Origin of the sequence: Enterobacter cloacae complex sp. P42RS, from assembly GCF_014930595.1 — a bacterium.
Classification (GTDB): Bacteria; Pseudomonadota; Gammaproteobacteria; order Enterobacterales; family Enterobacteriaceae; genus Enterobacter; species Enterobacter bugandensis.
On record NZ_JADBRK010000023.1, the window covers coordinates 47,156 to 74,152 of the forward strand.

Genomic DNA, 26,997 nt, shown 5'->3' on the forward strand with positions numbered 1-26,997 from the left:
TTGTTGCCCGGTGGCGCTGGCGCTTACCGTGCCTACAGTTCTGTAGGCCGGATAAGCGAAGCACCATCCGGCAAAACATTACTGCTGCTGCGAAGACTGAATCGCCGTCAGCGCGATGGTGTAGACGATATCGTCAACCAGCGCACCACGGGACAGGTCGTTCACAGGCTTGCGCATGCCCTGCAGCATTGGCCCGATGGAGATCAGGTCGGCAGAACGCTGTACCGCTTTGTAGGTGGTGTTACCGGTGTTCAGATCCGGGAAGATGAACACGGTAGCGCGACCGGCAACCGGCGAGTTCGGCGCTTTGGATTTCGCCACGTCAGCCATGACCGCGGCGTCGTACTGCAGCGGGCCGTCGATCATCAGATCGGGACGTTTTTCCTGCGCAATACGGGTCGCTTCACGGACTTTCTCTACGTCGCTACCTGCACCAGAGGTGCCGGTGGAGTAGGAGAGCATCGCTACGCGTGGTTCAATACCGAAGGCAGTCGCGGAGTCCGCAGACTGGATAGCGATTTCTGCCAGCTGTTCTGCGGTAGGATCCGGGTTGATCGCGCAGTCGCCGTAAACGTAAACCTGTTCAGGCAGCAGCATGAAGAACACGGAGGAGACCAGAGAGCTGCCCGGTGCGGTTTTGATCAGCTGCAACGGTGGACGGATGGTGTTCGCGGTGGTGTGAACCGCACCGGAAACCAGACCGTCAACTTCGTCCTGCTCCAGCATCAGCGTGCCCAGCACGACGTTGTCTTCCAGCTGCTCGCGCGCAACGGCTTCGGTCATGCCCTTGTTCTTACGCAGCTCAACCAGACGGGCAACGTAGCTTTCGCGAACCACTTCCGGGTCAACGATTTCGATGCCTGTGCCCAGCTCAACGCCCTGAGACGCCGCAACGCGGTTGATCTCATCCGGGTTACCCAGCAGCACACAGGTCGCGATGCCGCGCTCTGCACAGATAGCCGCCGCTTTAACGGTACGTGGTTCGTCGCCTTCTGGCAGAACCACGCGTTTGCCCGCTTTACGCGCCAGCTCGGTCAGCTGGTAGCGGAAGGCTGGAGGAGACAGACGGCGGCTGCGCTCGGAGGTAGCAGTCAGGGATTCAATCCAGTCTGCGTCGATGTAGCCCGCAACGTATTCCTGAACTTTCTCGATACGCTCGTGGTCATCAACCGGCACTTCCAGGTTGAAGCTTTGCAGGCTCAGAGAGGTCTGCCAGGTGTTGGTGTTCACCATGAAGACTGGCAGGCCGGTCGCGAACGCACGTTCGCACAGCTTGCTGATGCGCGCGTCCATTTCGTAGCCGCCGGTCAGCAGAATTGCACCGATTTCCACGCCGTTCATCGCCGCCAGGCAGGCAGCAACCAGCACGTCCGGACGGTCTGCGGAGGTCACCAGCAGGGAACCTGCGCGGAAGTGTTCCAGCATGTGCGGAATGCTGCGCGCGCAGAAGGTCACGGACTTCACGCGGCGGGTGTTGATATCGCCTTCGTTAACGATGGTCGCGTTCAGGTGACGCGCCATATCGATTGCACGGGTGGCAATCAGATCGAAGCTCCATGGCACTGCGCCGAGTACAGGCAGCGGGCTGGATTCCTGCAGCTTTGCCGGATCAACCTTGATGACTTTCGCTTTGGAAGAGTCGTCGAAGATTTCGGACAGGTCAGGACGCGTACGGCCCTGTTCATCAACCGGTGCGTTCAGTTTGTTAACGATCACGCCAGTGATGCTGGTGTTTTTCGCGCCGCCGAAGCTGCTGCGCGTCAGTTCGATACGCTCTTTCAGCTGCTCTGGGGTATCAGTACCCTGAGACATCACGAAAACGATCTCTGCGTTCAGGGTTTTCGCGATTTCAAAGTTCAGGGACTGGGCAAACTGGTGTTTGCGGGTCGGGACCAGGCCTTCAACCAGCACCACTTCCGCGTCCTGCGCGTTAGCGTGGTAGTTGGCGATGATCTCTTCCATCAGCACGTCTTTCTGGTTGCTGGAGAGCAGAGACTCAACGTGGCTCATCTTCAGCGGTTCAGCCGCAGGAAGATTGGAATTCTTACGCACGATGGTGGTGGTCTGGTCTGGCGCATCGCCACCGGCACGAGGCTGGGCGATAGGCTTAAAGACGCTCAGACGAACGCCTTTGCGTTCCATAGCGCGGATCACGCCGAGGCTGACGCTGGTCAGGCCGACGCTGGTTCCGGTAGGGATCAGCATAATAGTACGGGACACGGTTTATCCTCTTTCGTTACCGCCGCGTTGGGCGGGTTACAAAACAGCACCGCCAGCATTGCTGGCGGTGTGGAATCAGGCAGTCAGGCGGCACGCGTCTTGCGCGATGACCAGCTCTTCGTTAGTTGGGATAACGATAGCCGGGCGGGTGCCTTCTTTGTTGATGAAGCCAGACTTGCCGAAGCGGGCAGCCAGGTTACGCTCGTGATCGACTTCGAAGCCCAGAACGCCCAGTTTGCCCAGGGACAGTTCACGTACCATTGCCGCGTTCTCACCGATGCCGCCGGTGAAGATAACCGCGTCCAGACGACCATCCATCAGCGCGGTGTAAGAACCGATGTACTTCGCCAGACGGTGGCAGTAAACGTCCATTGCACGCTTCGCGTCTTCTTTGCTGTCGTAGTTGTCTTCAACATAACGGCAGTCGCTGGTGACTTCGGTCAGACCCAGCAGGCCAGACTCTTTGGTCAGCATTTTGTTGATGTCGTCAACGCTCATGCCCAGAGTGTCGTGCAGGTGGAAGATGATCGCCGGGTCGATATCACCGGAACGGGTACCCATCACCAGACCTTCCAGCGGGGTCAGACCCATAGAGGTATCAACACATTTACCGTTGCGGATAGCAGAAACAGAACCACCGTTGCCCAGGTGGCAGGTGATGATGTTGACTTCTTCAACTGGCTTGTTCAGTACTTTTGCGGCTTCCTGAGTCACATAGAAGTGGCTGGTGCCGTGCGCGCCGTAGCGACGTACGCCGTGCTCTTTGTACAGGCTGTACGGCAGGGCATAGAGGTAAGACTCTTCCGGCATGGTCTGATGGAACGCGGTGTCAAACACGGCCACGTTTTTGTCTTTCAGATTCGGGAAGGACTTCAGCGCTTCAGCGATACCGATCAGGTGCGCCGGGTTGTGCAGCGGAGCAAAAGAGGCAGAGTCTTTGATGCCCTGGATAACAGAGTCGTCGATGACAACGGAGCTGGTGTATTTTTCGCCGCCGTGGACGATACGGTGACCAATCGCAGTCAGCTGAGCAGACAGTTCTGGTTTTTGTGCCAGAATAGTGTTAACGATAAAGTTCAGCGCTTCACTGTGAGCGGCGCCTGCACCTAAAGCCGCTTCTTGTTTGCTGCCGTCCATCTTCCACTTGATACGTGCTTCAGGCAGATGGAAACATTCGGCCAAACCAGAGAGGTACTCGTCACCGTTGAGCGCATCGATGATGGCGAATTTCAGTGAAGAGCTACCGCAGTTCAGAACCAGTACTAACTTACTCGACATGGAAGTACCTATAATTGATACGTGGCTAAAAAAACGTCAATGAGCCTAAAAGCGTAACGCAAGCTGACCCAGACGTTTATGATTAACATCATGCCAAACGAACATTCTGGCAGGATGGAAGAAATACCTATGATTTTAAGCCATTTTGAACATTTTTCAGACAATGGCATAATATGCGATAATTTGACGAGTTAACGCTTCTCGTCTACGGCCCTATCAGGCTGGCACAGAATACCCGATACGGGGTAGCGATGACAAAATATTTTGAACGTTGTCATAGCCTGTTGTGGTTTTGCACAAAAATTTTAATTTTTATATGTGAAGTTGAGGTACAGCCATGTCGACACCCGAAATCCCGTCCGTGAGCTTTTTCAGTCTGTTTCGTCGGGGACAGCATTACGCAAAGACGTGGCCAATGGAAAAGCGCCTTGCGCCAATGTTTATTGAGAATCGCACGATCCGCGCCACGCGCTATGCGATTCGCTTTATGCCTCCGGTCGCTATCTTTACTCTGTGCTGGCAAATCGCCCTCGGTGGACAGCTTGGTCCTGCCGTCGCAACGGCGCTCTTCGCGTTAAGTCTGCCGATGCAGGGGCTGTGGTGGTTAGGCAAACGCTCCATTACGCCGCTTCCGCCTTCAATTTTACACTGGTTTTATGAAGTGCGTGGAAAACTGGAGGAGGCCGGGCAGGCGCTGGCCCCGGTTGAAGGCAAGCCGGATTACCAGGCGCTGGCGGACACGTTAAAGCGTGCTTTTAAGCAGCTGGATAAAACATTCCTCGATGACTTGTGATTGATCATCGAAACGACTAACAAAAGAAGGCACAGTAACACACCGTTACCGTGTCTTTTTTTTACAGTGCAATGCGCTACAGGAGTCGAAAGATGGAAATGACCCATGCTCAACGTCTGATTTTGTCTAACCAGTACAAGATGATGACTATGCTTGATCCCGATAACGCTGCGCGCTACAGCCGCCTGCAAACCATCGTCGAACGCGGTTTTGGTTTGCAAATGCGCGAACTGGACCGCGAGTTTGGCGAGCTGAAAGAAGAAACCTGCCGCATCGTGATCGACATTATGGAGATGTATCACGCTCTGCACGTCTCCTGGACGAACCTCAAAGACCAGCAGACCATTGACGAACGTCGCGTGACCTTTTTAGGCTTTGATGCCGCGACGGAAGCGCGCTATCTGAGCTATGTTCGCTTTATGGTGAACACCGAAGGGCGCTACACCCATTTTGATGCGGGAACGCACGGCTTCAACGCCCAAACCCCCATGTGGGATAAATATCAACGTATGCTGAGCGCATGGCACGCCTGCCCGCGTCAGTACCATTTAAGCAGCAACGAAATTCAACAAATCATTAATGCCTGACGGAGGTGCGTGTGCAGTGTAAAGGTTTTCTGTTTGATCTGGACGGTACGCTGGTGGATTCGCTGCCGGTGGTGGAACGCTCATGGTGTCACTGGGCCGACCGGCACGGCATCGACCATCAGGACGTGCTGAATTTTATCCATGGCAAACAGGCCATTACCTCATTGCGGCACTTTTTAGCGGGGCGTTCTGAGGAAGAGATCCAGGCGGAGTTCAGATACCTGGAGCAGATTGAGGCCACCGACACCGAGGGCATTACCGCGCTGCCCGGGGCGCGCGAACTGCTTGAGCATCTGAATGAAGCGCAAATCCCGTGGGCTATCGTCACCTCCGGCTCTGTTCCGGTCGCGCATGCCCGCCATAAGGCGGCCGGTTTACCGAAGCCAGAGGTGTTCATTACGGCTGAGCGCGTTAAACGCGGCAAGCCGGAGCCGGATGCGTTTCTGCTTGGTGCAGAAATGCTGGGCTTCGCGCCTGCAGAGTGTGTGGTGGTGGAAGATGCGGCCGCTGGCGTGCTGGCCGGGCTGAACGCCGGGAGCCACGTCATTGCCGTTAACGTTCCGGCGGGATCTCCACGCCTGGACGAGGCGGACTTTGTGATTCATTCCCTGACGGCGCTGGCGGTGTCAAAAGCGCCCGACGGAGTTGTAACCGTCTCGCTAAAAATGTAATCCCATGATATAGCCCCACGCTGCTGGGGCTTTTTTATGGCAAAATTTCTCATCTTCCACTGACAAGGATAGGTTGTGAACGGTGAACTGATCTGGGTTCTGAGCCTGCTTTTAATCGCCATTATTCTCTTCGCCACAGGCAAGGTGCGCATGGATGCCGTCGCCCTGTTTGTCATCGTCGCGTTTGTGCTGAGCGGCACGCTCACGCTACCGGAAGCCTTCTCCGGGTTCAGCGACCCCAACGTTATCCTTATAGCTGCCCTGTTTATCATCGGCGACGGCCTTGTTCGCACCGGCGTGGCGACCATCATGGGCGCGTGGCTGGTTAAGGTGGCCGGCTGCAGTGAAACCAAAATGCTGATCTACCTGATGCTGACGGTCGCCGGACTGGGGGCGTTTATGAGCTCAACGGGCGTGGTCGCTATTTTTATCCCGGTGGTGCTGAGCGTTTCAATGCGGATGCAGAGCTCGCCGTCGCGCCTGATGATGCCTCTGAGCTTTGCCGGTTTGATCAGCGGAATGATGACGCTGGTGGCGACGCCGCCGAACCTGGTTGTCAACAGCGAGCTGATTCGTGAAGGGTTTCAGGGCTTCAGCTTTTTCAGCGTCACCCCGCTTGGGATGGTGATTCTGGCGATGGGCGTGGTCTACATGCTGCTGACCCGTTTTGCCCTCAAAGGCGACAAACAGGATAAGAATAAAGAGGGGTGGAAGCGACGTACCTTCCGCGATCTGATCAAAGAGTACCGCCTCACCGGGCGGGCGCGCCGTCTGGCCATTCGCCCCGGCTCGCCGATGGTCGGCCAGCGGCTCGACGACCTTAAGCTGCGCGAGCGTTATGGCGCGAACGTGATCGGGGTTGAGCGCTGGCGTCGTTTTCGCCGGGTGATCGTTAACGTGAACGGGGTATCAGAGTTCCGCGCGCGTGATGTCCTGCTGATTGATATGTCAACGGCGGAGGTGGATCTGCGAGAGTTCTGTAGCGAGCAGCTGCTGGAGCCGATGGTGCTACGCGGCGAGTATTTTTCCGACCAGGCGCTGGATGTGGGGATGGCCGAAGTGTCGCTGATACCGGAATCGGAACTGCTGGGTAAAACCGTGCGTGAAATGGGGTTCCGTACCCGCTATGGCCTGAACGTAGTGGGGCTGAAGCGTGATGGCGTGGCAATGGAAGGGGCCGTCGTCGATGAGCCGATCCTGCTGGGCGATATCTTTCTCGTGGTCGGCAACTGGAAGCTGATAAGCCAGCTCGGGCAAAAAGGGCGTGATTTTGTGGTGCTCAACATGCCGGTCGAGGAGAGCGATGCCTCCCCGGCGCACAGCCAGGCGCCCCATGCGATTTTCTGTCTGGTATTGATGGTGGCGCTGATGCTGACCGATGAAATCCCTAATCCGGTCGCGGCCATTATCGCCTGCCTGCTGATGGGGAAATTCCGCTGCATTGACGCCGAAAGCGCGTATAAAGCCATTCACTGGCCGAGCATTATTCTTATCGTCGGGATGATGCCCTTTGCCCTGGCATTGCAAAAAACCGGCGGGGTGGATCTGATCGTAAAAGGCTTGATGGACGTGGGCGGCGGGTATGGACCGTACATGATGATGGTCTGTCTGTTTGTCATGTGCGCCACGATAGGGTTATTTATCTCGAATACCGCGACGGCGGTGCTGATGGCGCCCATTGCGCTGGCGATGGCGAAATCCATGGGGGTGTCGCCGTACCCGTTTGCGATGATGGTCGCGATGGCGGCATCCGCGGCGTTTATGACGCCGGTTTCATCGCCGGTGAACACGCTGGTGCTGGGGCCGGGGAATTATGAGTTCAGCGATTTCGTGAAGCTGGGCGTGCCGTTCACCGTGCTGGTGATGGTGGTGTGCGTGGTGTTAATTCCGGTGTTATTCCCGTTTTAGCGTGAGCGCAGAAACGTAGGCCGGGTAAGGCAAAGCCGCCACCCGGCTAAAATTACAACGGTGAATCCTGGCTAATCTCGTCCAGCGATAGATGGAAGCTCGGCACAAATACCTGCATGAAGTAGTCCATCTCTTCGCTGCGGCGGGATTCCAGCGTTTTTTCCAGACGCGTTTTCGCCAGTAAAAACTCATTATTGCCCGCAGACAGCTCTTCCAGACACTTCAGATAGGCGCACAGCGCGTCGGCTTGCTTGACCAGCGACTTTTCATCTTCCGTATACTGATGCTCGTCGATGAGCGGTTCAAAGATATCGCGCAGCTCTTCGGGCACCATCTCGATAAGCTTTTGCTGGGCAATCTTCTCGATAGCCTTATATTCCTGAGCAATCTGAGAATTGAAATATTTCACTGGGGTAGGCAGGTCGCCGGTCAGCACCTCTGATGCGTCGTGGTACATCGCCAGCAAAGCGATGCGCTCGGCATTCACCTGCCCGTTAAATTTGCGATTCTTAATGGCAGCCAGCGCATGAGCAACCATAGCAACCTGCAGGCTATGTTCAGACACGTTCTCTGTACGCACGTTGCGCATCAGCGGCCAGCGGTTGATCAGTTTCAGGCGGGAGAGGTGGGCAAAGAAATGGCTCTGACTCATAGGTTACCTTTTGTCTTCACTGCGACAGGACTTCATTGTGCGGGGCGGGGAGGGAAGATGCAAATCAGGCTACCGAAGTAGCCTGATTTTAAGATTACTGATGGTATCCAGAGAGGAATCGCCCGAAGCGGCTGATGGCCATTTCGAGATCGTCTTCACGCGGCAGGGTCACGATACGCACGTGGTCCGGCCACGGCCAGTTAAACGCCGTCCCCTGAACCAGCAGCACTTTTTCCTGCAACAGGAAATCGAGCACCATTTTCTGATCGTCGTGGATATTGAAGCGCTTCGCGTCAATTTTCGGGAACATATACAGCGCCCCGTTCGGCTTCACGCAGGAGACGCCCGGGATATCGTTGATCAGTTCCCATGCGCGGTTACGCTGTTCGTACAGGCGACCGCCAGGGACGATAAACTCGCTGATGCTCTGGTAGCCGCCCAGCGCCGTCTGGATCGCGTGCTGCGCAGGCACGTTGGCGCAAAGACGCATCGACGCCAGCATCTCAAGCCCTTCAATATAGCCTTTTGCGTGCTTTTTCGGGCCGTTCAGCACCATCCAGCCCTGACGGAAACCGGCCACGCGGTAGGTTTTAGACAGTCCGTTAAAGGTGACGGTCAGCAGGTCAGGTGCCAGCGCGGCGATAGAGTGGTGCTGCGCCGCGTCGTACAGGATCTTGTCGTAGATTTCGTCAGCGAAGATGATCAGGTTGTGCTGGCGGGCGATCTCCACGATCTCCATCAGCAGCTCTTTTGAATAGACCGCGCCCGTCGGGTTGTTCGGGTTGATGATCACAATCCCACGCGTGCGAGGCGTGATTTTCGCGCGAATGTCATCCAGATCCGGGAACCAGTCAGAGGATTCGTCGCAAAGATAATGTACCGCTTTACCGCTTGAGAGCGATACGGCAGCGGTCCACAGCGGATAGTCCGGCGCGGGAACCAGCATTTCGTCACCGCTGTTCAGCAGCGCCTGCATGGCCTGAACGATAAGTTCGGAGACGCCGTTGCCGATATAGATATCTTCGACGGTAACGTCACGCATACCGCGCGCCTGGTAGTGCTGCATAATGGCTTTACGGGCGGAGTAAAGTCCCTTTGAGTCACAATAGCCTTGTGCCGTAGGCAGGTTGCGGATCACATCAACCAGAATTTCATCCGGCGCTTCAAAACCAAATGGCGCGGGGTTGCCGATGTTGAGCTTCAGAACCTTGTTGCCTTCTTCTTCAAGGCGTTTTGCCTCTTTCAGAACCGGGCCACGGATGTCATAACAGACGTTATCTAGCTTGCTGGATTTTTCGATAGGGGACATGAACCTTTAACCTTTTCGCTATTATTGCCACTCCCTGCCGTGGAAGTCAGCACGGAATAATGTACTCCCCCCACGCTTCGTTTTGAAGGGTGTGCAGAAGAAGATTTTGTGCTCATAGCGAAATTGTGATGAATCTTTTTAACTATTGACTGACGCTTTCACTGCCTTAACGTCATGTACAAACCATAAATAAAGGTTGATTGTGCTACTGATTTATGTGAATTATGTATATTGTTCTGATGGAAAATAAAAAACGTGCAGACAACAAGCAGAAGTTACGCTGGGTGACATTTCGTAAAACCTGAGTGTTGAAGGGACCTTGCAGTAATAGCCCGGAGCGGCTAAAAGTTAATCATGTGAAATTAATGTTAAGTGTTATTAATGAATGACCATAATCTAAATTAAAATTTATTTATTATTAACCAACAAAATGCAACTTTAGTTAATTCTAATAAAATTAGTTTAGAAGCTTAACAAACCTCTTTAATCCCGAATATTGCAATAAGACTTATAAATAAAGTGGATTTGGGTTAAGATGTCTATACGGAAAGCAGTAGAAAGATGCAGTGTTTTTGCATTTTTGAAACTGATTTTTCGATTTAATTGATTGTTATTGTTGGAGTTATCTCTGGCTGGAATGTGTCAAACATCTCCTGCTACGTTGACAGCGCTGCGAAAAAGATGGCAGAAAAAGTGTTACGCCTTTAATGTAATTTACATAACCCTGCGAACATCTAAATATCCTGAACGTTTAAGAGAATAAAAATAACGTCATGAAACGTGCTTTCTGACTGTTGATATAAAGCAGCACAATAACTATCTGTCAGGCAGTCTGCCGGGCCGGGATGCGAGGGAAAACCTTCAGAAGGAATTGCTTAACTGTTACACACAGCTTCAACCCGGGCAGCTCCGCACGAGCAACCTGAAAGTGAATAGATATGATAAATGCAAATCGTCCGATAATGAATCTCGACCTCGATCTGCTGAGAACGTTTGTTGCGGTCGCCGATCTCAACACTTTTGCAGCAGCTGCTGCCGCCGTCTGCCGAACTCAGTCCGCCGTTAGCCAGCAAATGCAGCGGCTGGAGCAACTGGTTGGGAAAGAGCTTTTTGCCCGTCACGGGCGTAATAAGCTCTTAACGGAACACGGTATTCAGCTACTGGGTTATGCCAGGAAAATTCTTCGCTTTAATGATGAAGCATGTATGTCATTAATGTTTAGCAACCTTCAGGGGGTGTTAACCTTAGGGGCATCTGATGAGTCAGCGGATACAATATTGCCGTTTCTTCTCAACCGAATTAGCTCGGTTTATCCGAAGCTTGCGCTGGATGTGAGCGTAAAGCGTAATGCCTTTATGGTTGAGATGTTAAATGAGAACAAGGTCGACCTGGTGGTCACGACGCATCGTCCCGGACAGTTTGATTGTCTGACCTTGCGCACATCGCCAACGCACTGGTATTGCGCAGCGGAATACGTGTTGCAAAAAGGGGAACCCGTACCGCTGGTTTTACTGGACGATCCGAGTCCTTTCCGGGATATGGTGCTTACGGCGTTAAATGAAGCCAACATTCCGTGGCGTCTGGCCTATGTAGCGTCCACGCTGCCCGCGGTGCGTGCCGCCGTGAAAGCGGGTCTTGGCGTAACGGCCCGTCCGGTAGAGATGATGAGCCCCGATCTACGCGTTCTCGGTAAATCTGATGGTCTCCCAGCGCTGCCGGATACCGAGTATCTGCTTTGCCATAACGCGTCCAGTCATAACGAGCTGGCGAAGGTGGTGTTTGAGGCGATGGAAAATTACCATAACCCATGGCAGTTCGAGCATGTTACCTCCGAAGGGGGGGATGATTCCCTGATCGTTGAAGGTGACTTTGAGTGATCAAAAGCTCAAAATTCTGGTAACAAATTGTAAGTGTAAAAAAAAGCCACTCGTGCCGTTTTCGCACGCAGTGGCTTTTTTTTGCCATTATTATCCTCTTTCGTTACAGGGTTTTCATAAATAAAACATACATATCAAGGGAATAAATGCTTCTGCTTAAATCTTGTTCACTTTCCGTTCTAACTTCATCCATAACCCCTTGATGTTAAAAAAGCAGCAAATATGTTGCCGGTTTTTTGGATGAATTAACAAAAGCGTGTCTCAGATCAAGAAAATACTCCTATTTGGGGGGAGGAATCGTTGGCAAATCCTGTCAAAATAGGAGGGTTATTTTTTTTACTTCCAAAACGGACACGATTCAACAACATGCATTTGACGAAAAGTCAGGTAACCACCAGGGTTAAAGGGCACCAAATGTTAATGAGAATCGCTCGATGTAATTTAATGTGAAGAAACCTTTGTTAAAGTTGACAATAGGTTATAGAAAGGAGTAAAAAACCCCATCATTTTGCTGTCTACGTCTCATTTCAGACAGTTAGTGTAAGGTTATTTGTTCCTCCCCATGAATCGATGTGATGCCCATCTGCCAGCAAGAGCAGTGTCGTCGGTATCACTTTTGATGAGTAAGCAATGAGTATGTCAACATCCACAGAAGTCATCGCTCATCACTGGGCATTCGCAATCTTTCTTATTGTAGCCATTGGCCTGTGCTGCCTGATGTTAGTCGGCGGCTGGTTCCTGGGCGGTCGCGCCCGTGCAAGGCACAAAAACACACCTTTCGAATCAGGTATTGATTCAGTAGGTTCCGCTCGCTTACGCCTGTCTGCCAAGTTCTATCTGGTAGCGATGTTCTTCGTCATCTTCGACGTGGAAGCGCTCTACCTGTTCGCATGGTCGACCTCCATTCGCGAAAGTGGTTGGGTGGGCTTTGTCGAGGCCGCAATTTTCATTTTAGTGCTACTGGCCGGTCTGGTTTATCTGGTGCGTATTGGCGCGCTTGACTGGACGCCTGCGCGTTCACGTCGTGAACACATCAACCCGGAAAACAGTATCTCTAATCGTCAGCAGTAACAGCGAGGCAATAAGATGGATTATACGCTCACCCGCATAGATCCTAACGGTGAGAATGACCGTTACCCCCTGCAAAAACAGGAGATCGTAACCGACCCCCTGGAGCAAGAAGTCAACAAAAGCGTGTACATGGGCAAGCTCGAACATGCCATGCACGATATGGTCAACTGGGGTCGTAAGAACTCCATCTGGCCATACAACTTTGGCCTTTCTTGCTGCTACGTTGAAATGGTGACGTCATTCACTGCGGTGCATGACGTTGCGCGTTTTGGGGCCGAGGTACTGCGTGCTTCCCCGCGTCAGGCTGACCTGATGGTGGTGGCCGGTACCTGCTTTACCAAAATGGCACCTGTTATTCAGCGTCTGTATGACCAGATGCTGGAGCCAAAATGGGTTATTTCCATGGGCGCATGTGCAAACTCCGGCGGTATGTACGACATTTATTCCGTTGTGCAGGGCGTTGATAAGTTCATTCCGGTGGATGTTTACATCCCGGGCTGCCCGCCGCGCCCAGAAGCCTATATGCAGGCGCTGATGCTGCTGCAGGAGTCTATCGGTAAAGAACGTCGCCCACTCTCATGGGTTGTTGGCGATCAGGGTGTCTATCGCGCGAACATGCAGTCCGAGCGCGAGCGTAAACGTGGTGAACGTATTGCCGTCACCAACCTGCGTACGCCTGACGAAATTTAATTTGCGCCTGTAGGCCTGGAGAAAACCTTCGCATATCACTACTCAAATAGCGCGAAGCCAGGCTTAACAGTCACCACGGACCATTTGCAATGGTGAACAATATGACCGACTTAACCGCGCAAGAAGCCGCCTGGCAGACCCGGGATCATCTTGATGACCCCGTTATTGGCGAACTGCGCAACCGTTTTGGGCCGGATGCCTTTACCGTTCAGGCGACCCGCACCGGGGTACCCGTTGTTTGGGTGAAGCGTGAACAATTGCTGGAAGTTGTCGATTTCCTCAAGAAATTGCCAAAACCTTACGTCATGCTGTTTGACTTACACGGCATGGACGAACGTCTGAGAACGCACCGCCAGGGGCTCCCTGCTGCGGATTTTTCCGTTTTCTACCACCTGATCTCAATAGACCGCAACACGGATATCATGCTCAAGGTGGCATTGTCTGAAAACGACATGCATCTGCCGACGATCACCAAACTTTTCCCGAACGCTAACTGGTATGAGCGTGAAACCTGGGAAATGTTCGGCATGACCTTCGACGGCCACCCGCACCTGACGCGCATCATGATGCCGCAGACCTGGACCGGCCACCCGTTGCGTAAAGACTACCCGGCACGTGCGACCGAATTCGATCCGTTTGAGCTGACCAAAGCCAAGCAGGATCTGGAGATGGAAGCGCTGACCTTCAAGCCGGAAGACTGGGGCATGAAGCGCGGTACTGAAAACGAGGACTTCATGTTCCTCAACCTCGGTCCGAACCACCCGTCTGCGCACGGTGCATTCCGTATTATTCTTCAGCTTGACGGCGAAGAGATTGTCGACTGCGTTCCTGACATCGGCTACCACCACCGCGGTGCTGAGAAGATGGGCGAGCGTCAGTCCTGGCACAGCTACATTCCGTATACCGACCGTATCGAGTACCTCGGCGGCTGCGTAAACGAAATGCCATACGTGCTGGCCGTTGAGAAACTGGCAGGCATCACCGTACCGGATCGCGTTAACGTGATTCGCGTCATGCTGTCAGAACTGTTCCGTATTAACAGCCATCTGCTGTACATCTCCACGTTCATTCAGGACGTCGGCGCGATGACCCCGGTCTTCTTCGCCTTTACCGACCGTCAGAAAATCTACGATTTGGTGGAAGCGATTACCGGCTTCCGTATGCACCCGGCCTGGTTCCGTATCGGCGGTGTGGCACACGATCTGCCGCGCGGCTGGGACCGCCTGCTGCGTGAATTCCTCGACTGGATGCCGAAACGTCTGGCCTCCTACGAGAAAGCCGCGCTGCGCAACACCATCCTGAAAGGCCGTTCCCAGGGCGTTGCTGCCTACGGCGCGAAAGAAGCGCTGGAGTGGGGTACCACAGGTGCAGGTCTGCGTGCGACCGGTATTGATTTCGACGTGCGTAAAGCCCGTCCTTACTCTGGCTACGAGAACTTCGACTTTGAAGTCCCGGTTGGCGGCGGTGTTTCCGACTGCTACACCCGCGTGATGCTGAAAGTGGAAGAGTTGCGCCAGAGTCTGCGCATCCTCGAGCAGTGCCTCAACAACATGCCGGAAGGCCCGTTCAAGGCGGATCACCCGCTGACCACGCCGCCGCCGAAAGAGCGCACGCTGCAGCATATCGAAACCCTGATCACCCACTTCCTGCAGGTTTCCTGGGGCCCGGTCATGCCGGCGCAAGAATCCTTCCAGATGATTGAAGCGACCAAGGGTATTAACAGTTACTACCTGACAAGTGACGGCAGCACCATGAGCTACCGTACCCGCGTGCGTACGCCGAGCTTTGCGCACCTGCAACAGATCCCGTCCGCCATCCGCGGCAGTCTGGTCTCTGACCTGATTGTGTATCTGGGTAGTATCGATTTTGTTATGTCAGATGTGGACCGCTAATTATGCACGAGAATCAACAACCACAAACCGAGGCTTTTGAGCTGAGTGAAGCAGAGCGTGCCGCCATTGAGCACGAGATGCACCACTACGAAGACCCGCGTGCGGCGTCCATTGAAGCGCTGAAAATCGTACAGAAACAGCGTGGTTGGGTGCCGGATGGGGCGATTTACGAGATCGCAAAAGTGCTGGGCATTCCGGCAAGTGACGTAGAGGGCGTAGCCACGTTCTACAGCCAGATCTTCCGTCAGCCGGTAGGCCGCCATGTGATCCGCTACTGTGACAGCGTCGTCTGCCACATTACCGGCTATCAGGGCATTCAGGCTGCGATTGAGAAAAAGCTCAATATCAAGCCGGGCCAGACCACGTTCGATGGACGCTTTACTCTGCTGCCAACCTGCTGCCTGGGTAACTGCGACAAGGGGCCGACCATGATGATTGATGAGGACACTCACAGCCATCTGACACCGGAAGCGATTCCTGACCTGCTGGAGCAGTACAAATGAAAACTGTAATTCGTACTGCTGAGACGCATCCGCTGACCTGGCGTCTGCGCGATGACAAACAGCCGGTATGGCTCGACGAATACCAGAGCAAAAACGGCTATGCCGGTGCGCGTAAAGCCCTTGGCGGCATGGCGCCGGACGACATCGTTAATGCGGTGAAAGATTCCGGTCTGAAAGGCCGTGGCGGCGCGGGCTTCTCCACTGGTCTGAAGTGGAGCCTGATGCCAAAAGACGAATCCATGAACATCCGTTACCTGCTGTGTAACGCCGATGAAATGGAGCCAGGCACCTATAAAGACCGCCTGCTGATGGAGCAGCTGCCGCACCTGCTGGTGGAAGGCATGCTGATCTCCGCGTTTGCGCTGAAAGCGTACCGTGGCTACATCTTCCTGCGCGGTGAGTACATCGAAGCGGCAGAAAACCTGCGTCGCGCGATTGCCGAAGCCACCGAAGCCGGCCTTCTGGGTAAAAACATCCTGGGTACCGGGTTTGACTTCGAACTGTTCGTGCACACCGGTGCCGGGCGTTACATCTGCGGTGAAGAAACTGCGCTGATTAACTCCCTGGAAGGCCGCCGTGCGAACCCGCGTTCCAAGCCACCGTTCCCGGCAAGCTCCGGCGTGTGGGGTAAACCGACCTGCGTAAACAACGTCGAAACCCTGTGTAACGTCCCGGCTATCCTCGCCAACGGCGTGGAGTGGTATCAGGGCATCTCCTCAAGCAAAGATGCCGGTACCAAACTGATGGGCTTCTCCGGTCGCGTTAAAAACCCTGGCGTCTGGGAACTGCCGTTCGGTACCACCGCACGCGAAATTCTTGAAGACTACGCCGGCGGCATGCGCGATGGCCTGAAATTTAAAGCCTGGCAGCCGGGCGGGGCAGGGACGGACTTCCTGACCGAAGCCCACCTTGACCTGCCGATGGAATTCGAAAGCATTGGGAAAGCAGGCAGCCGTCTGGGTACGGCGCTGGCGATGGCCGTCGACCACGAGATCGGCATGGTATCGCTGGTACGTAACCTGGAAGAGTTCTTCGCCCGTGAGTCCTGCGGCTGGTGTACACCGTGCCGTGACGGTCTGCCGTGGAGCGTGAAGATCCTGCGCGCAATCGAACGTGGCGAAGGCCAGCCTGGCGATATCGAGACACTTGAGCAACTGTGTCGATTCTTAGGGCCAGGTAAAACCTTCTGCGCCCACGCACCGGGTGCCGTCGAGCCGCTGCAGAGCGCGATTAAATATTTCCGCGACGAATTCGAAGCAGGCATCAAGCAGCCGTTCAGCAATACCCATTCGATCAATGGTATTCAGCCGAACCTGCTGAAAGCGCGCTGGTAACGACAAGAATTTTGATTAACGCTCGGTTTCGACTGAGCCAACTGGAAGCATGCTAATGGCTACGATTCATGTAGACGGCAAAGAATACGAAGTCAACGGGGCGGACAACCTGCTGGAAGCTTGTCTGTCTCTTGGCCTCGATATTCCGTACTTTTGCTGGCATCCGGCGCTGGGCAGCGTCGGTGCTTGCCGCCAGTGTGCGGTGAAGCAATATCAAAACGCGGAAGACACGCGTGGTCGCCTGGTGATGTCCTGTATGACGCCAGCCACCGAAGGCACTTTTATTTCGATTGATGACGAAGAAGCCAAACAGTTCCGCGAAAGCGTGGTGGAGTGGTTGATGACCAACCACCCGCACGACTGTCCGGTTTGTGAAGAGGGCGGTAACTGCCACCTTCAGGATATGACCGTGATGACCGGTCACAGCTTCCGTCGCTATCGCTTTACCAAGCGTACCCACCGTAACCAGGATCTGGGGCCGTTCATCTCTCACGAAATGAACCGCTGCATCGCCTGCTACCGCTGCGTGCGTTACTACAAAGACTACGCGGATGGTCAGGATCTGGGCGTCTATGGCGCGCACGACAACGTCTACTTCGGCCGTCCGGAAGACGGCGTGCTGGAGAGCGAATTCTCCGGTAACCTGGTAGAAATCTGTCCGACCGGCGTATTCACGGATAAAACCCACTCCGAGCGTTACAACCGTAAATGGGACATGCAGTTTGCGCCAAGCATCTGCCAGCAGTGTTCCCTCGGCTGTAACACCAGCCCCGGTGAGCGCTACGGCGAACTGCGTCGTATCGAAAACCGTTACAACGGTACCGTTAACCACTACTTCCTGTGCGACCGCGGTCGTTTCGGCTATGGCTATGTGAACCTGAAAGACCGTCCGCGTCAGCCGGTCCAGCGCCGTGGCGACGACTTCATTACCCTGAATGCTGAACAGGCGATGCAGGGCGCGGCAGATATTCTGCGCCAGTCGAAGAAAGTGATCGGCATCGGCTCCCCGCGCGCCAGCATCGAAAGCAACTTCGCGCTGCGCGAGCTGGTCGGGGCGGAAAACTTCTATACCGGCATCGCCCAGGGCGAGCAGGAACGTCTGCAGCTGGTACTGAAAGTGCTGCGTGAAGGCGGTATCCATACCCCTGCGCTGCGCGAAATTGAATCCTATGATGCGGTTCTGGTGCTGGGTGAAGACCTGACGCAGACCGGCGCCCGCGCGGCTCTGGCGGTTCGTCAGGCGGTGAAGGGTAAAGCACGTGAAATGGCAGCGGCGCAGAAAGTGGCTGACTGGCAGATTGCGGCGATCCTCAACATCGGCCAGCGCGCGAAGCATCCTCTGTTTGTGACTAACGTCGACAATACCCGTCTGGATGATATCGCGGCGTGGACCTACTGTGCGCCGGTTGAAGACCAGGCGCGTCTTGGCTTTGCCATTGCCCACGCGCTGGACAACAGCTCACCGGCCGTTGAGCTGGATCGCGACCTGCAAAACAAGGTCGACGTGATTGTTCAGGCCCTCGCAGGTGCGAAGAAACCGCTGATTATCTCCGGTACCAACGCCGGAAGCGCGGAGATCATTCAGGCCGCCGCGAACGTTGCCAAAGCCCTGAAAGGCCGCGGTGCAGACGTCGGCGTGACCATGATTGCCCGTGCGGTAAACAGCATCGGTCTGGGCATGATTGGCGGCGGCTCGCTGGAAGAAGCGTTAAGCGAACTGGAATCCGGTTCCGCTGACGCCGTGGTGGTGCTGGAAAACGATCTGCATCGTCATGCGTCTGCCGCTCGCGTTGACGCCGCGCTCTCCAAAGCGCCGCTGGTGATGGTCATTGACCATCAGCGCACCGCGATCATGGACAAAGCGCACCTGGTGCTCTCTGCGGCAAGCTTCGCAGAAAGCGACGGTACCGTTATCAACAACGAAGGCCGCGCCCAGCGTTTCTTCCAGGTTTATGACCCGGCGTACTACGACAGCAACACCGTGATGCTGGAAAGCTGGCGCTGGCTGCACTCCCTGCACAGCACCGTGCAGAGCCGTGAAGTGGACTGGACGCAGCTCGACCACGTTATCGACGCGGTAGTCAAAAAACTGCCTCAGCTGGCAGGCATTAAAGATGCCGCACCTGAAGCAAGCTTCCGCATCCGCGGCCAGAAGCTGGCGCGTGAACCGCACCGCTACAGCGGCCGTACCGCGATGCGTGCCAACATCAGCGTGCACGAACCGCGCCAGCCGCAGGATAAAGACACCATGTTCGCCTTCTCCATGGAAGGGAACAACCAGCCGTCTGCGCCGCGTTCGCAAATCCCATTCGCGTGGGCACCGGGCTGGAACTCCCCGCAGGCATGGAACAAGTTCCAGGCTGAAGTGGGCGGCTCCCTGCGCCACGGCGATCCGGGCGTGCGTCTGATTGAAGCTTCCGAAACCGGTCTGGACTTCTTCACCACCGTACCGGCGAGCTTCCAGGCGCAGGACGGTAGCTGGCGTATTGCCCCGTACTACCACCTGTTCGGTAGCGACGAGCTGTCCCAGCGTTCACCGGTCTTCCAGACCCGTATGCCGCAGCCTTACATCAAGCTCAACCCGGCGGATGCCGCGAAGCTTGGCGTTAACGCGGGCGCGAACATCGCCTTTAGCTATGACGGCCAGACCATCAGCCTGCCGCTGATTATTTCTGAAAATCTGACAGCAGGGCAGGTCGGTCTGCCGATGGGTATGCCTGGCATCGCGCCGGTTCTGGCGGGTGCGCGTCTTGATAATCTGCAGGAGGCAAAAGCATGAGTTGGTTAACGCCGGATCTTATCGACATCCTGCTGAGCATTCTGAAAGCGATTGTTATCCTGCTGGTGGTGGTCACCTGCGGCGCGTTCATGAGCTTTGGTGAACGTCGTCTGCTCGGTCTGTTCCAGAACCGTTACGGACCGAACCGCGTGGGCTGGGGTGGTTCACTCCAGCTGGTCGCGGACATGATCAAGATGTTCTTCAAAGAGGACTGGATTCCGCGCTTCTCGGATCGCGTGATCTTTACTCTGGCACCGATGATCGCCTTCACCTCGCTGCTGCTGGCATTTGCTATCGTTCCGGTCAGCCCGACCTGGGTGGTCGCTGACCTGAACATCGGCATTTTGTTCTTCCTGATGATGGCAGGCCTTGCGGTTTACGCGGTGCTGTTCGCAGGCTGGTCCAGTAACAACAAATACTCGCTGCTGGGTGCGATGCGTGCTTCCGCGCAGACCCTGAGCTACGAAGTGTTCCTGGGGCTCTCCCTGATGGGCGTGGTGGCGCAGGCCGGTTCATTCAACATGACCGACATCGTCAACAACCAGGCCGACATCTGGAACGTTATCCCGCAGTTCTTTGGGTTTATTACCTTTGCTATCGCGGGCGTGGCCGTGTGTCACCGTCACCCGTTTGACCAGCCGGAAGCCGAACAGGAACTGGCCGACGGTTACCACATCGAATATTCCGGCATGAAGTTCGGTCTGTTCTTTGTAGGCGAGTACATCGGTATCGTCACCATTTCCGCGTTGATGGTAACGCTGTTCTTTGGTGGCTGGCATGGCCCGTTCTTACCGCCGTTCATCTGGTTCGCGCTGAAAACCGCGTTCTTCATGATGATGTTCATTTTGATTCGCGCAGCGTTACCGCGTCCACGTTATGACCAGGTAATGTCCTTCGGCTGGAAGGTGTGCCTGCCGCTGACGCTCGTCAACTTGTTGGTAACGGCCGCTGTCATTCTCTGGCAGCAGCCATAAGGGGCTATAGACCATGACCTTAAAAGAATTACTGGTAGGTTTCGGTACCCAGGTACGCAGTATCTGGATGATCGGCCTGCACGCGTTTGCTAAACGCGAAACCCGGATGTACCCGGAAGAGCCGGTATATCTGCCGCCGCGCTACCGTGGCCGTATCGTGCTGACGCGCGACCCGGACGGTTCCGAGCGCTGCGTTGCCTGTAACCTGTGTGCGGTTGCGTGTCCGGTCGGCTGTATCTCTCTGCAGAAAGCCGAGACGGTAGACGGCCGCTGGTACCCTGAGTTCTTCCGCATTAACTTCTCACGCTGCATCTTCTGCGGTCTGTGTGAAGAAGCGTGCCCAACCACGGCGATTCAGCTGACTCCAGACTTCGAGCTGGGTGAGTACAAGCGTCAGGACCTGGTGTACGAGAAAGAGGATCTGCTGATTTCCGGTCCGGGCAAATACCCGGAATATAACTTCTACCGGATGGCGGGTATGGCAATCGACGGCAAAGATAAGGGCGAAGCAGAGAACGAAGCTAAGCCTATCGACGTCAAGAGCCTGTTACCGTAAGGAGAGGGCAATGGAATTCGCTTTTTATATCTGTGGCCTTATCGCCATCCTGGCTACGTTGCGAGTGATTACGCACACCAATCCGGTGCATGCGCTGCTGTACTTAATCATTTCGCTGCTGGCTATTTCTGGGGTGTTCTTCGCACTGGGCGCGCACTTCGCCGGTGCGCTGGAGATCATCGTTTACGCCGGGGCCATCATGGTGCTGTTCGTGTTCGTCGTGATGATGCTGAACCTGGGCGGCTCTGAAATTGAGCAGGAACGTCAGTGGTTAAAACCGCAGGTGTGGATTGGCCCGGCAATTTTGTCGGCCATCATGCTGGTGGTGATCGTTTACGCCATTCTGGGCGTGAACGATCAGGGCATCGACGGCACGCCAATTGGTGCGAAAGAGGTGGGTATCACGCTCTTTGGCCCATACGTTCTGGCGGTGGAACTGGCCTCTATGCTTCTGCTGGCAGGCCTGGTTGTGGCTTTCCACGTTGGCCGCGAAGAGCGTGCTGGCGAGGTGCTGAGCAACCGCACTGACGACCGCGCGAAAAGAAAAACGGAGGAGCGCGCATGATCCCCTTAACACATGGACTGATCCTCGCTGCGATTTTATTCGTTCTGGGTCTGACCGGTCTGGTTATCCGCCGCAATCTGCTGTTTATGCTGATCGGTCTGGAAATCATGATTAACGCCTCCGCGCTGGCCTTCGTGGTCGCCGGAAGCTACTGGGGCCAGACCGATGGTCAGGTGATGTACATTCTCGCCATCAGCCTCGCGGCTGCTGAAGCGAGTATTGGCCTGGCGCTGTTGCTGCAGCTCCATCGTCGCCGCCAGAATCTGAACATCGATTCAGTAAGTGAGTTGCGTGGATGAACATGCTTGCCTTAACCATTATTTTTCCGCTGATTGGCTTCGTGCTGCTGGCGTTTTCTCGCGGCCGCTGGTCTGAGAATCTGTCCGCGACCGTTGGCATGGGCTCTGTCGGCCTGGCCGCGCTGGTCACAGCGTATGCGGGTATCGACTTCTTTAACAACGGACGCCAGCCTTTCAGCGTGCCGCTGTGGACCTGGATGTCGGTCGGTGATTTCAACATCGGTTTCAACCTGGTGCTGGACGGCCTCTCGCTGACCATGCTCTCCGTGGTCACCGGCGTCGGCTTCCTGATCCACATGTTCGCCTCCTGGTATATGCGCGGTGAAGAGGGTTACTCCCGCTTCTTCGCCTACACCAACCTGTTTATCGCCAGCATGGTGGTTCTGGTGCTGGCCGATAACCTGCTGCTGATGTATCTGGGCTGGGAAGGCGTGGGCCTGTGCTCTTACCTGCTGATCGGTTTCTACTACACCGATCCGAAGAATGGCGCAGCGGCCATGAAAGCGTTCGTCGTGACCCGCGTGGGTGACGTCTTCCTCGCGTTCGCGCTGTTCATTCTCTACAACGAACTGGGCACGCTGAACTTCCGCGAGATGGTGGAACTGGCGCCAGCACACTTCGAGGCAGGCAATAACATGCTGTGGTGGGCAACGCTGATGCTGCTGGGTGGTGCCGTGGGTAAATCCGCGCAGCTGCCGCTGCAGACATGGCTGGCCGACGCGATGGCGGGCCCAACCCCTGTCTCCGCGCTGATCCACGCCGCGACCATGGTCACCGCCGGTGTTTACCTGATTGCGCGTACCCATGGCCTGTTCCTGATGACCCCGGAAATTCTGCATCTGGTGGGTATCGTCGGTGCGGTCACGCTGGTGCTGGCAGGCTTTGCCGCGCTGGTTCAGACCGACATCAAGCGCGTTCTCGCGTACTCCACCATGAGCCAGATTGGTTACATGTTCCTCGCGCTGGGCGTTCAGGCGTGGGACGCGGCCATTTTCCACCTGATGACGCACGCGTTCTTCAAAGCGCTGCTGTTCCTCTCATCCGGTTCGGTGATTCTGGCCTGCCATCACGAGCAGAACATCTTCAAGATGGGCGGACTGCGTAAGTCCATCCCGCTGGTCTATGTCTGCTTCCTGGTGGGCGGCGCGGCGCTGGCGGCACTGCCGCTGATCACCGCGGGCTTCTTCAGTAAGGACGAAATCCTTGCGGGTGCCATGGCGAATGGTCATATCAATCTGATGGTTGCGGGTCTGGTCGGTGCGTTCATGACTTCCCTGTATACCTTCCGTATGATTTTCATCGTATTCCACGGTAAAGAACAAATTCACGCTCACGCAGGGAAGGGGATTACCCACCACCTGCCGCTGATTGTGCTGCTGGTACTGTCCACCTTCGTTGGCGCGATGATTGTGCCACCGCTGCAGGGCGTACTGCCAGACACCACCGAGCTTGAGCACGGTCGCGTTCTGACGCTTGAAATCACCTCCGGTGTGGTCGCTATCGCGGGTATCCTGATTGCGGCATGGCTGTGGCTGGGCAAACGTACGCTGGTCACTGCCGTGGCCAACAGTGCGCCGGGCCGCCTGCTGGGCACCTGGTGGTACAACGCGTGGGGCTTCGACTGGCTGTACGACATGATCTTCGTTAAGCCGTTCCTGGGCGTTGCGTGGCTGCTGAAGCGCGACCCGCTGAACAGCCTGATGAACATCCCGGCGATCCTCTCCCGCTTTGCAGGTAAAGGCCTGCTGTACAGCGAGAACGGTTACCTGCGCTGGTATGTGGCGTCCATGAGCATCGGTGCGGTTGTGGTGCTGGCGCTGCTGATGGTATTGCGTTGATCGTTAAGTGAATTTTATTCGAATTCGTTGAAAATCAGGCCCCCTGCTGGGGGCCTTAAAAAGGAATGTAAATCGCCATGTTACTACCCTGGCTAATATTAATTCCCTTCATCGGCGGCTTCCTGTGCTGGCAGACCGAACGCTTTGGCGTGAAGATGCCGCGCTGGATCGCGCTGATCACCATGGGATTGACGCTCGCGCTTGGCCTGCAACTGTGGTTGCAGGGCGGTTACTCACTGACCCAGTCTGCGGGCATTCCGCAGTGGCAGTCTGAGTTCATCCTGCCGTGGATCCCGCGTTTCGGCATTACGATCCACCTGGCGATTGACGGTCTGTCGCTGCTGATGGTGGTGCTGACCGGTCTGCTCGGCGTTCTGGCGGTACTCTGCTCCTGGCGAGAAATCGAAAAATACCAGGGCTTCTTCCACCTGAACCTGATGTGGATCCTGGGCGGCGTGATCGGCGTGTTCCTTGCCATCGACATGTTCCTGTTCTTCTTCTTCTGGGAGATGATGCTGGTGCCGATGTACTTCCTGATCGCGCTGTGGGGCCACAAGGCTTCCGACGGTAAAACGCGTATCACGGCGGCAACCAAGTTCTTCATCTATACCCAGGCGAGCGGTCTGGTAATGCTGATTGCCATTCTGGCGCTGGTGTTCGTTCATCACAACGCAACCGGCACCTGGACCTTCAACTATGAAGACCTGCTGAAGACCCCGATGTCACACGGCGTTGAATACCTGCTGATGCTGGGCTTCTTCATTGCCTTCGCGGTGAAAATGCCGGTGGTTCCTCTGCACGGCTGGCTGCCAGACGCGCACTCCCAGGCACCAACGGCGGGTTCCGTTGACCTGGCGGGCATCCTGCTGAAAACGGCGGCCTACGGTCTGCTGCGTTTCGCACTGCCGCTGTTCCCGAATGCCTCCGCGGAGTTCGCACCGATTGCCATGTGGCTGGGTGTGATCGGTATCTTCTACGGTGCCTGGATGGCCTTCACGCAATACGACATCAAGCGTCTGATTGCTTATACCTCCGTTTCCCACATGGGCTTCGTGCTGATTGCTATCTACACCGGCAGCCAGTTGGCGTACCAGGGCGCGGTGATCCAGATGATTGCGCACGGTCTGTCCGCAGCCGGTCTCTTCATCCTGTGCGGCCAGCTGTACGAACGTCTGCACACCCGCGACATGCGTATGATGGGTGGCCTGTGGAGCAAAATTAAATGGCTGCCAGCGCTCTCCATGTTCTTCGCGGTGGCTACCCTGGGGATGCCGGGTACCGGTAACTTCGTCGGCGAATTCATGATTCTGTTCGGCAGCTTCAAAGTGGTACCGGTGATTACCGTGATCTCCACCTTTGGTCTGGTGTTCGCTTCCGTGTACTCGCTGGCGATGCTGCACCGCGCTTACTTCGGTAAAGCGAAGAGCGAAATTGCTGCACAAGAACTGCCGGGGATGTCGCTGCGTGAGCTGTTCATCATCCTGCTGCTGGTCGTACTGCTGGTGCTGTTGGGCTTCTTCCCGCAGCCGATTCTGGATACCTCGCACAGCGCGATGGGCAATATCCAGCAGTGGTTTGTTAATTCTGTTTCTACTACAAGGCCGTAATTCGCCATGACAATAACTCCACAACAACTGATCGCGCTGCTACCGCTGCTGATCGTCGGATTGACGGTGGTGGTTGTGATGCTCTCCATTGCGTGGCGACGCAATCACTTCCTGAATGCCACGCTGTCGGTCATCGGCCTGAACGCCGCGTTAGTCTCACTCTGGTTTGTTGGCCAGGGCGGGGCGATGGACGTCACCCCGCTGATGCGCGTTGACGGTTACGCCATGCTGTATACCGGGCTGGTGCTGCTGGCGAGCCTGGCAACCTGTACCTTTGCTTACCCGTGGCTCGAAGGCTACAACGACAACAAAGAAGAGTTTTACCTGCTGGTACTGATTGCCGCGCTGGGCGGCATTCTGCTGGCGAATGCCAACCATCTGGCCGCGCTGTTCCTCGGTATTGAGCTGATCTCTCTGCCGCTGTTCGGCCTGATTGGTTACGCCTTCCGTCAGAAGCGCTCTCTGGAAGCGAGCATCAAGTACACCATTCTGTCTGCTGCCGCGTCGTCCTTCCTGCTGTTTGGTATTGCGCTGCTGTACGCACAGTCCGGTAACCTCTCCTTCATGGCGCTCGGCAAGAGCCTCGGCGACGGCATGCTACATGAGCCGCTGCTGCTGGCGGGTCTGGGCATGATGATCGTTGGCCTCGGCTTCAAGCTCTCTCTGGTTCCGTTCCACCTGTGGACGCCAGACGTATACCAAGGTGCGCCTGCACCGGTCTCTACCTTCCTGGCGACGGCGAGCAAAATCGCTATCTTCGGTGTGGTCATGCGTCTGTTCCTGTACGCGCCGGTGGGTGATAGTGAAGCCGTTCGCGTGGTGCTGGGCATCATCGCGTTCGTCTCCATCATCTTCGGTAACCTGATGGCGCTGAGCCAGACCAACATCAAGCGTCTGCTGGGCTACTCGTCCATCTCTCATCTGGGCTACCTGCTGGTGGCGCTGATTGCGCTGCAGAGCGGTGAGATGTCGATGGAAGCCGTAGGCGTGTATCTGGCCGGTTACCTGTTCAGCAGCCTCGGCGCCTTCGGCGTGGTGAGCCTGATGTCCAGCCCGTACCGTGGTCCGGATGCCGATTCACTGTTCTCCTACCGTGGTCTGTTCTGGCACCGTCCAATTCTGTCCGCGGTAATGACCGTGATGATGCTCTCTCTGGCGGGTATCCCGATGACGCTGGGCTTTATCGGTAAGTTCTACGTGCTGGCCGTCGGTGTGCAGGCGCACCTGTGGTGGCTGACTGCCGGTGTCGTTATCGGCTCCGCGATTGGTCTGTACTACTACCTGCGTGTGGCCGTGAGCCTGTACCTGAGCGCGCCTCAGCAGCTTAACCGTGATGCTCCAGGCAACTGGCAGTACAGCGCCGGTGGTATCGTAGTGCTTATCTCCGCGCTGCTGGTGCTGATCTTCGGTATCTATCCGCAGCCGCTGATTGATATCGTGCAGCGAGCGATGCCATTAATGTAAAAACAAAAAACCCGCCTCGGCGGGTTTTTTATGGTTTGCGCCCTCTCCCTGTGGGTGTACAGTCCGGGGACATGGTAGACAGGTGTTCGGGGACATGGTGAACACTTTTTAACATCCTTTACCCATGGTG

General features: G+C 55.6%; 22 protein-coding genes. 18 read left to right on the top strand and 4 right to left on the bottom strand.

The window, feature by feature from the left end; translation table 11 throughout:
• Positions 1 to 78: 78 nt before the first annotated feature.
• The gene (pta, locus tag IM314_RS20055) at positions 79 to 2,220 is read right to left on the bottom strand and encodes a phosphate acetyltransferase (RefSeq protein ID WP_041908921.1); all 2,142 of its coding nucleotides are present in this window, start codon (positions 2,218 to 2,220) and stop codon (positions 79 to 81) included.
• Positions 2,221 to 2,295: 75 nt separating this feature from the next.
• Positions 2,296 to 3,498 carry an acetate kinase gene (ackA, locus tag IM314_RS20060; RefSeq protein ID WP_041908924.1) on the bottom strand — a complete coding sequence of 401 codons (1,203 nt, stop codon included), beginning with the start codon at positions 3,496 to 3,498 and terminating at the stop codon, positions 2,296 to 2,298.
• A 337-nt stretch (positions 3,499 to 3,835) separates the two neighbouring features.
• Here ackA and yfbV point away from each other — a divergent pair, with 337 nt between their 5' ends.
• From yfbV to IM314_RS20080, 4 genes are all read left to right on the top strand, one after another.
• Positions 3,836 to 4,291: a terminus macrodomain insulation protein YfbV gene (yfbV, locus tag IM314_RS20065; protein WP_028013938.1), complete on the top strand. Its 456-nt coding sequence runs from the start codon at positions 3,836 to 3,838 to the stop codon at positions 4,289 to 4,291.
• Between the two features lie 92 nt (positions 4,292 to 4,383).
• Positions 4,384 to 4,878 (top strand): YfbU family protein, encoded by a 495-nt coding sequence (locus IM314_RS20070; protein WP_003861461.1) that lies wholly within the window; start codon positions 4,384 to 4,386, stop codon positions 4,876 to 4,878.
• An 11-nt stretch (positions 4,879 to 4,889) separates the two neighbouring features.
• The gene (locus IM314_RS20075; protein WP_193358995.1) at positions 4,890 to 5,549 is read left to right on the top strand and encodes a sugar phosphatase; all 660 of its coding nucleotides are present in this window, start codon (positions 4,890 to 4,892) and stop codon (positions 5,547 to 5,549) included.
• Positions 5,550 to 5,624: 75 nt separating this feature from the next.
• Positions 5,625 to 7,457: an SLC13 family permease gene (locus IM314_RS20080; RefSeq protein ID WP_193358996.1), complete on the top strand. Its 1,833-nt coding sequence runs from the start codon at positions 5,625 to 5,627 to the stop codon at positions 7,455 to 7,457.
• A gap of 52 nt (positions 7,458 to 7,509) precedes the next feature.
• Here the strand turns inward: IM314_RS20080 and yfbR are convergent, their stop codons facing one another.
• Together yfbR and alaA are read right to left on the bottom strand one after the other, a co-directional pair.
• The gene (gene yfbR / locus IM314_RS20085) at positions 7,510 to 8,109 is read right to left on the bottom strand and encodes a 5'-deoxynucleotidase (RefSeq protein ID WP_028013935.1); all 600 of its coding nucleotides are present in this window, start codon (positions 8,107 to 8,109) and stop codon (positions 7,510 to 7,512) included.
• Between the two features lie 94 nt (positions 8,110 to 8,203).
• A complete protein-coding gene (gene alaA, locus IM314_RS20090) occupies positions 8,204 to 9,418 on the bottom strand; it encodes an alanine transaminase AlaA (RefSeq protein ID WP_003861471.1) in 1,215 nt (404 codons plus the stop codon).
• Between the two features lie 938 nt (positions 9,419 to 10,356).
• Between alaA and lrhA the strand changes: the two genes are divergently transcribed.
• From lrhA to nuoN, 14 genes are all read left to right on the top strand, one after another.
• A complete protein-coding gene (gene lrhA / locus IM314_RS20095; protein WP_028013934.1) occupies positions 10,357 to 11,295 on the top strand; it encodes a transcriptional regulator LrhA in 939 nt (312 codons plus the stop codon).
• A 630-nt stretch (positions 11,296 to 11,925) separates the two neighbouring features.
• Entirely contained in the window at positions 11,926 to 12,366 is a 441-nt protein-coding gene (gene nuoA / locus IM314_RS20100; RefSeq protein ID WP_014171000.1) for an NADH-quinone oxidoreductase subunit NuoA, read from the top strand.
• 15 nt (positions 12,367 to 12,381) lie between these two features.
• The gene (nuoB, locus tag IM314_RS20105) at positions 12,382 to 13,056 is read left to right on the top strand and encodes an NADH-quinone oxidoreductase subunit NuoB (protein WP_003861482.1); all 675 of its coding nucleotides are present in this window, start codon (positions 12,382 to 12,384) and stop codon (positions 13,054 to 13,056) included.
• A gap of 89 nt (positions 13,057 to 13,145) precedes the next feature.
• On the top strand, positions 13,146 to 14,948 hold the full coding sequence (gene nuoC / locus IM314_RS20110) for an NADH-quinone oxidoreductase subunit C/D (protein ID WP_028013933.1): 1,803 nt from the start codon (positions 13,146 to 13,148) through the stop codon (positions 14,946 to 14,948).
• A 2-nt stretch (positions 14,949 to 14,950) separates the two neighbouring features.
• The gene (gene nuoE, locus IM314_RS20115; RefSeq protein ID WP_006176513.1) at positions 14,951 to 15,451 is read left to right on the top strand and encodes an NADH-quinone oxidoreductase subunit NuoE; all 501 of its coding nucleotides are present in this window, start codon (positions 14,951 to 14,953) and stop codon (positions 15,449 to 15,451) included.
• Positions 15,448 to 16,785 carry an NADH-quinone oxidoreductase subunit NuoF gene (gene nuoF, locus IM314_RS20120; protein WP_006811381.1) on the top strand — a complete coding sequence of 446 codons (1,338 nt, stop codon included), beginning with the start codon at positions 15,448 to 15,450 and terminating at the stop codon, positions 16,783 to 16,785. The genes nuoE and nuoF overlap by 4 nt, the downstream gene beginning before the upstream one ends.
• A gap of 55 nt (positions 16,786 to 16,840) precedes the next feature.
• Positions 16,841 to 19,564, top strand: a complete 2,724-nt coding sequence (gene nuoG / locus IM314_RS20125) for an NADH-quinone oxidoreductase subunit NuoG (protein WP_059354464.1) — start codon at positions 16,841 to 16,843, stop codon at positions 19,562 to 19,564.
• Positions 19,561 to 20,538: an NADH-quinone oxidoreductase subunit NuoH gene (nuoH, locus tag IM314_RS20130; protein ID WP_008500211.1), complete on the top strand. Its 978-nt coding sequence runs from the start codon at positions 19,561 to 19,563 to the stop codon at positions 20,536 to 20,538. Before nuoG ends, nuoH begins: the two co-directional genes overlap by 4 nt.
• Before the next feature lie 13 nt (positions 20,539 to 20,551).
• Positions 20,552 to 21,094: an NADH-quinone oxidoreductase subunit NuoI gene (gene nuoI / locus IM314_RS20135; protein ID WP_003861491.1), complete on the top strand. Its 543-nt coding sequence runs from the start codon at positions 20,552 to 20,554 to the stop codon at positions 21,092 to 21,094.
• 10 nt (positions 21,095 to 21,104) lie between these two features.
• Positions 21,105 to 21,659 carry an NADH-quinone oxidoreductase subunit J gene (nuoJ, locus tag IM314_RS20140; protein WP_008500212.1) on the top strand — a complete coding sequence of 185 codons (555 nt, stop codon included), beginning with the start codon at positions 21,105 to 21,107 and terminating at the stop codon, positions 21,657 to 21,659.
• The gene (gene nuoK / locus IM314_RS20145; protein ID WP_003861496.1) at positions 21,656 to 21,958 is read left to right on the top strand and encodes an NADH-quinone oxidoreductase subunit NuoK; all 303 of its coding nucleotides are present in this window, start codon (positions 21,656 to 21,658) and stop codon (positions 21,956 to 21,958) included. The genes nuoJ and nuoK overlap by 4 nt, the downstream gene beginning before the upstream one ends.
• Positions 21,955 to 23,796, top strand: coding sequence for an NADH-quinone oxidoreductase subunit L (nuoL, locus tag IM314_RS20150; RefSeq protein WP_028013930.1), 1,842 nt, complete (start codon positions 21,955 to 21,957; stop codon positions 23,794 to 23,796). The genes nuoK and nuoL overlap by 4 nt, the downstream gene beginning before the upstream one ends.
• 77 nt (positions 23,797 to 23,873) lie before the next feature.
• Complete coding sequence (nuoM, locus tag IM314_RS20155) at positions 23,874 to 25,403, top strand: NADH-quinone oxidoreductase subunit M (protein WP_008500214.1); 1,530 nt, start codon at positions 23,874 to 23,876, stop codon at positions 25,401 to 25,403.
• A 6-nt stretch (positions 25,404 to 25,409) separates the two neighbouring features.
• A complete protein-coding gene (gene nuoN, locus IM314_RS20160) occupies positions 25,410 to 26,867 on the top strand; it encodes an NADH-quinone oxidoreductase subunit NuoN (RefSeq protein WP_028013929.1) in 1,458 nt (485 codons plus the stop codon).
• Positions 26,868 to 26,997: the final 130 nt, after the last annotated feature.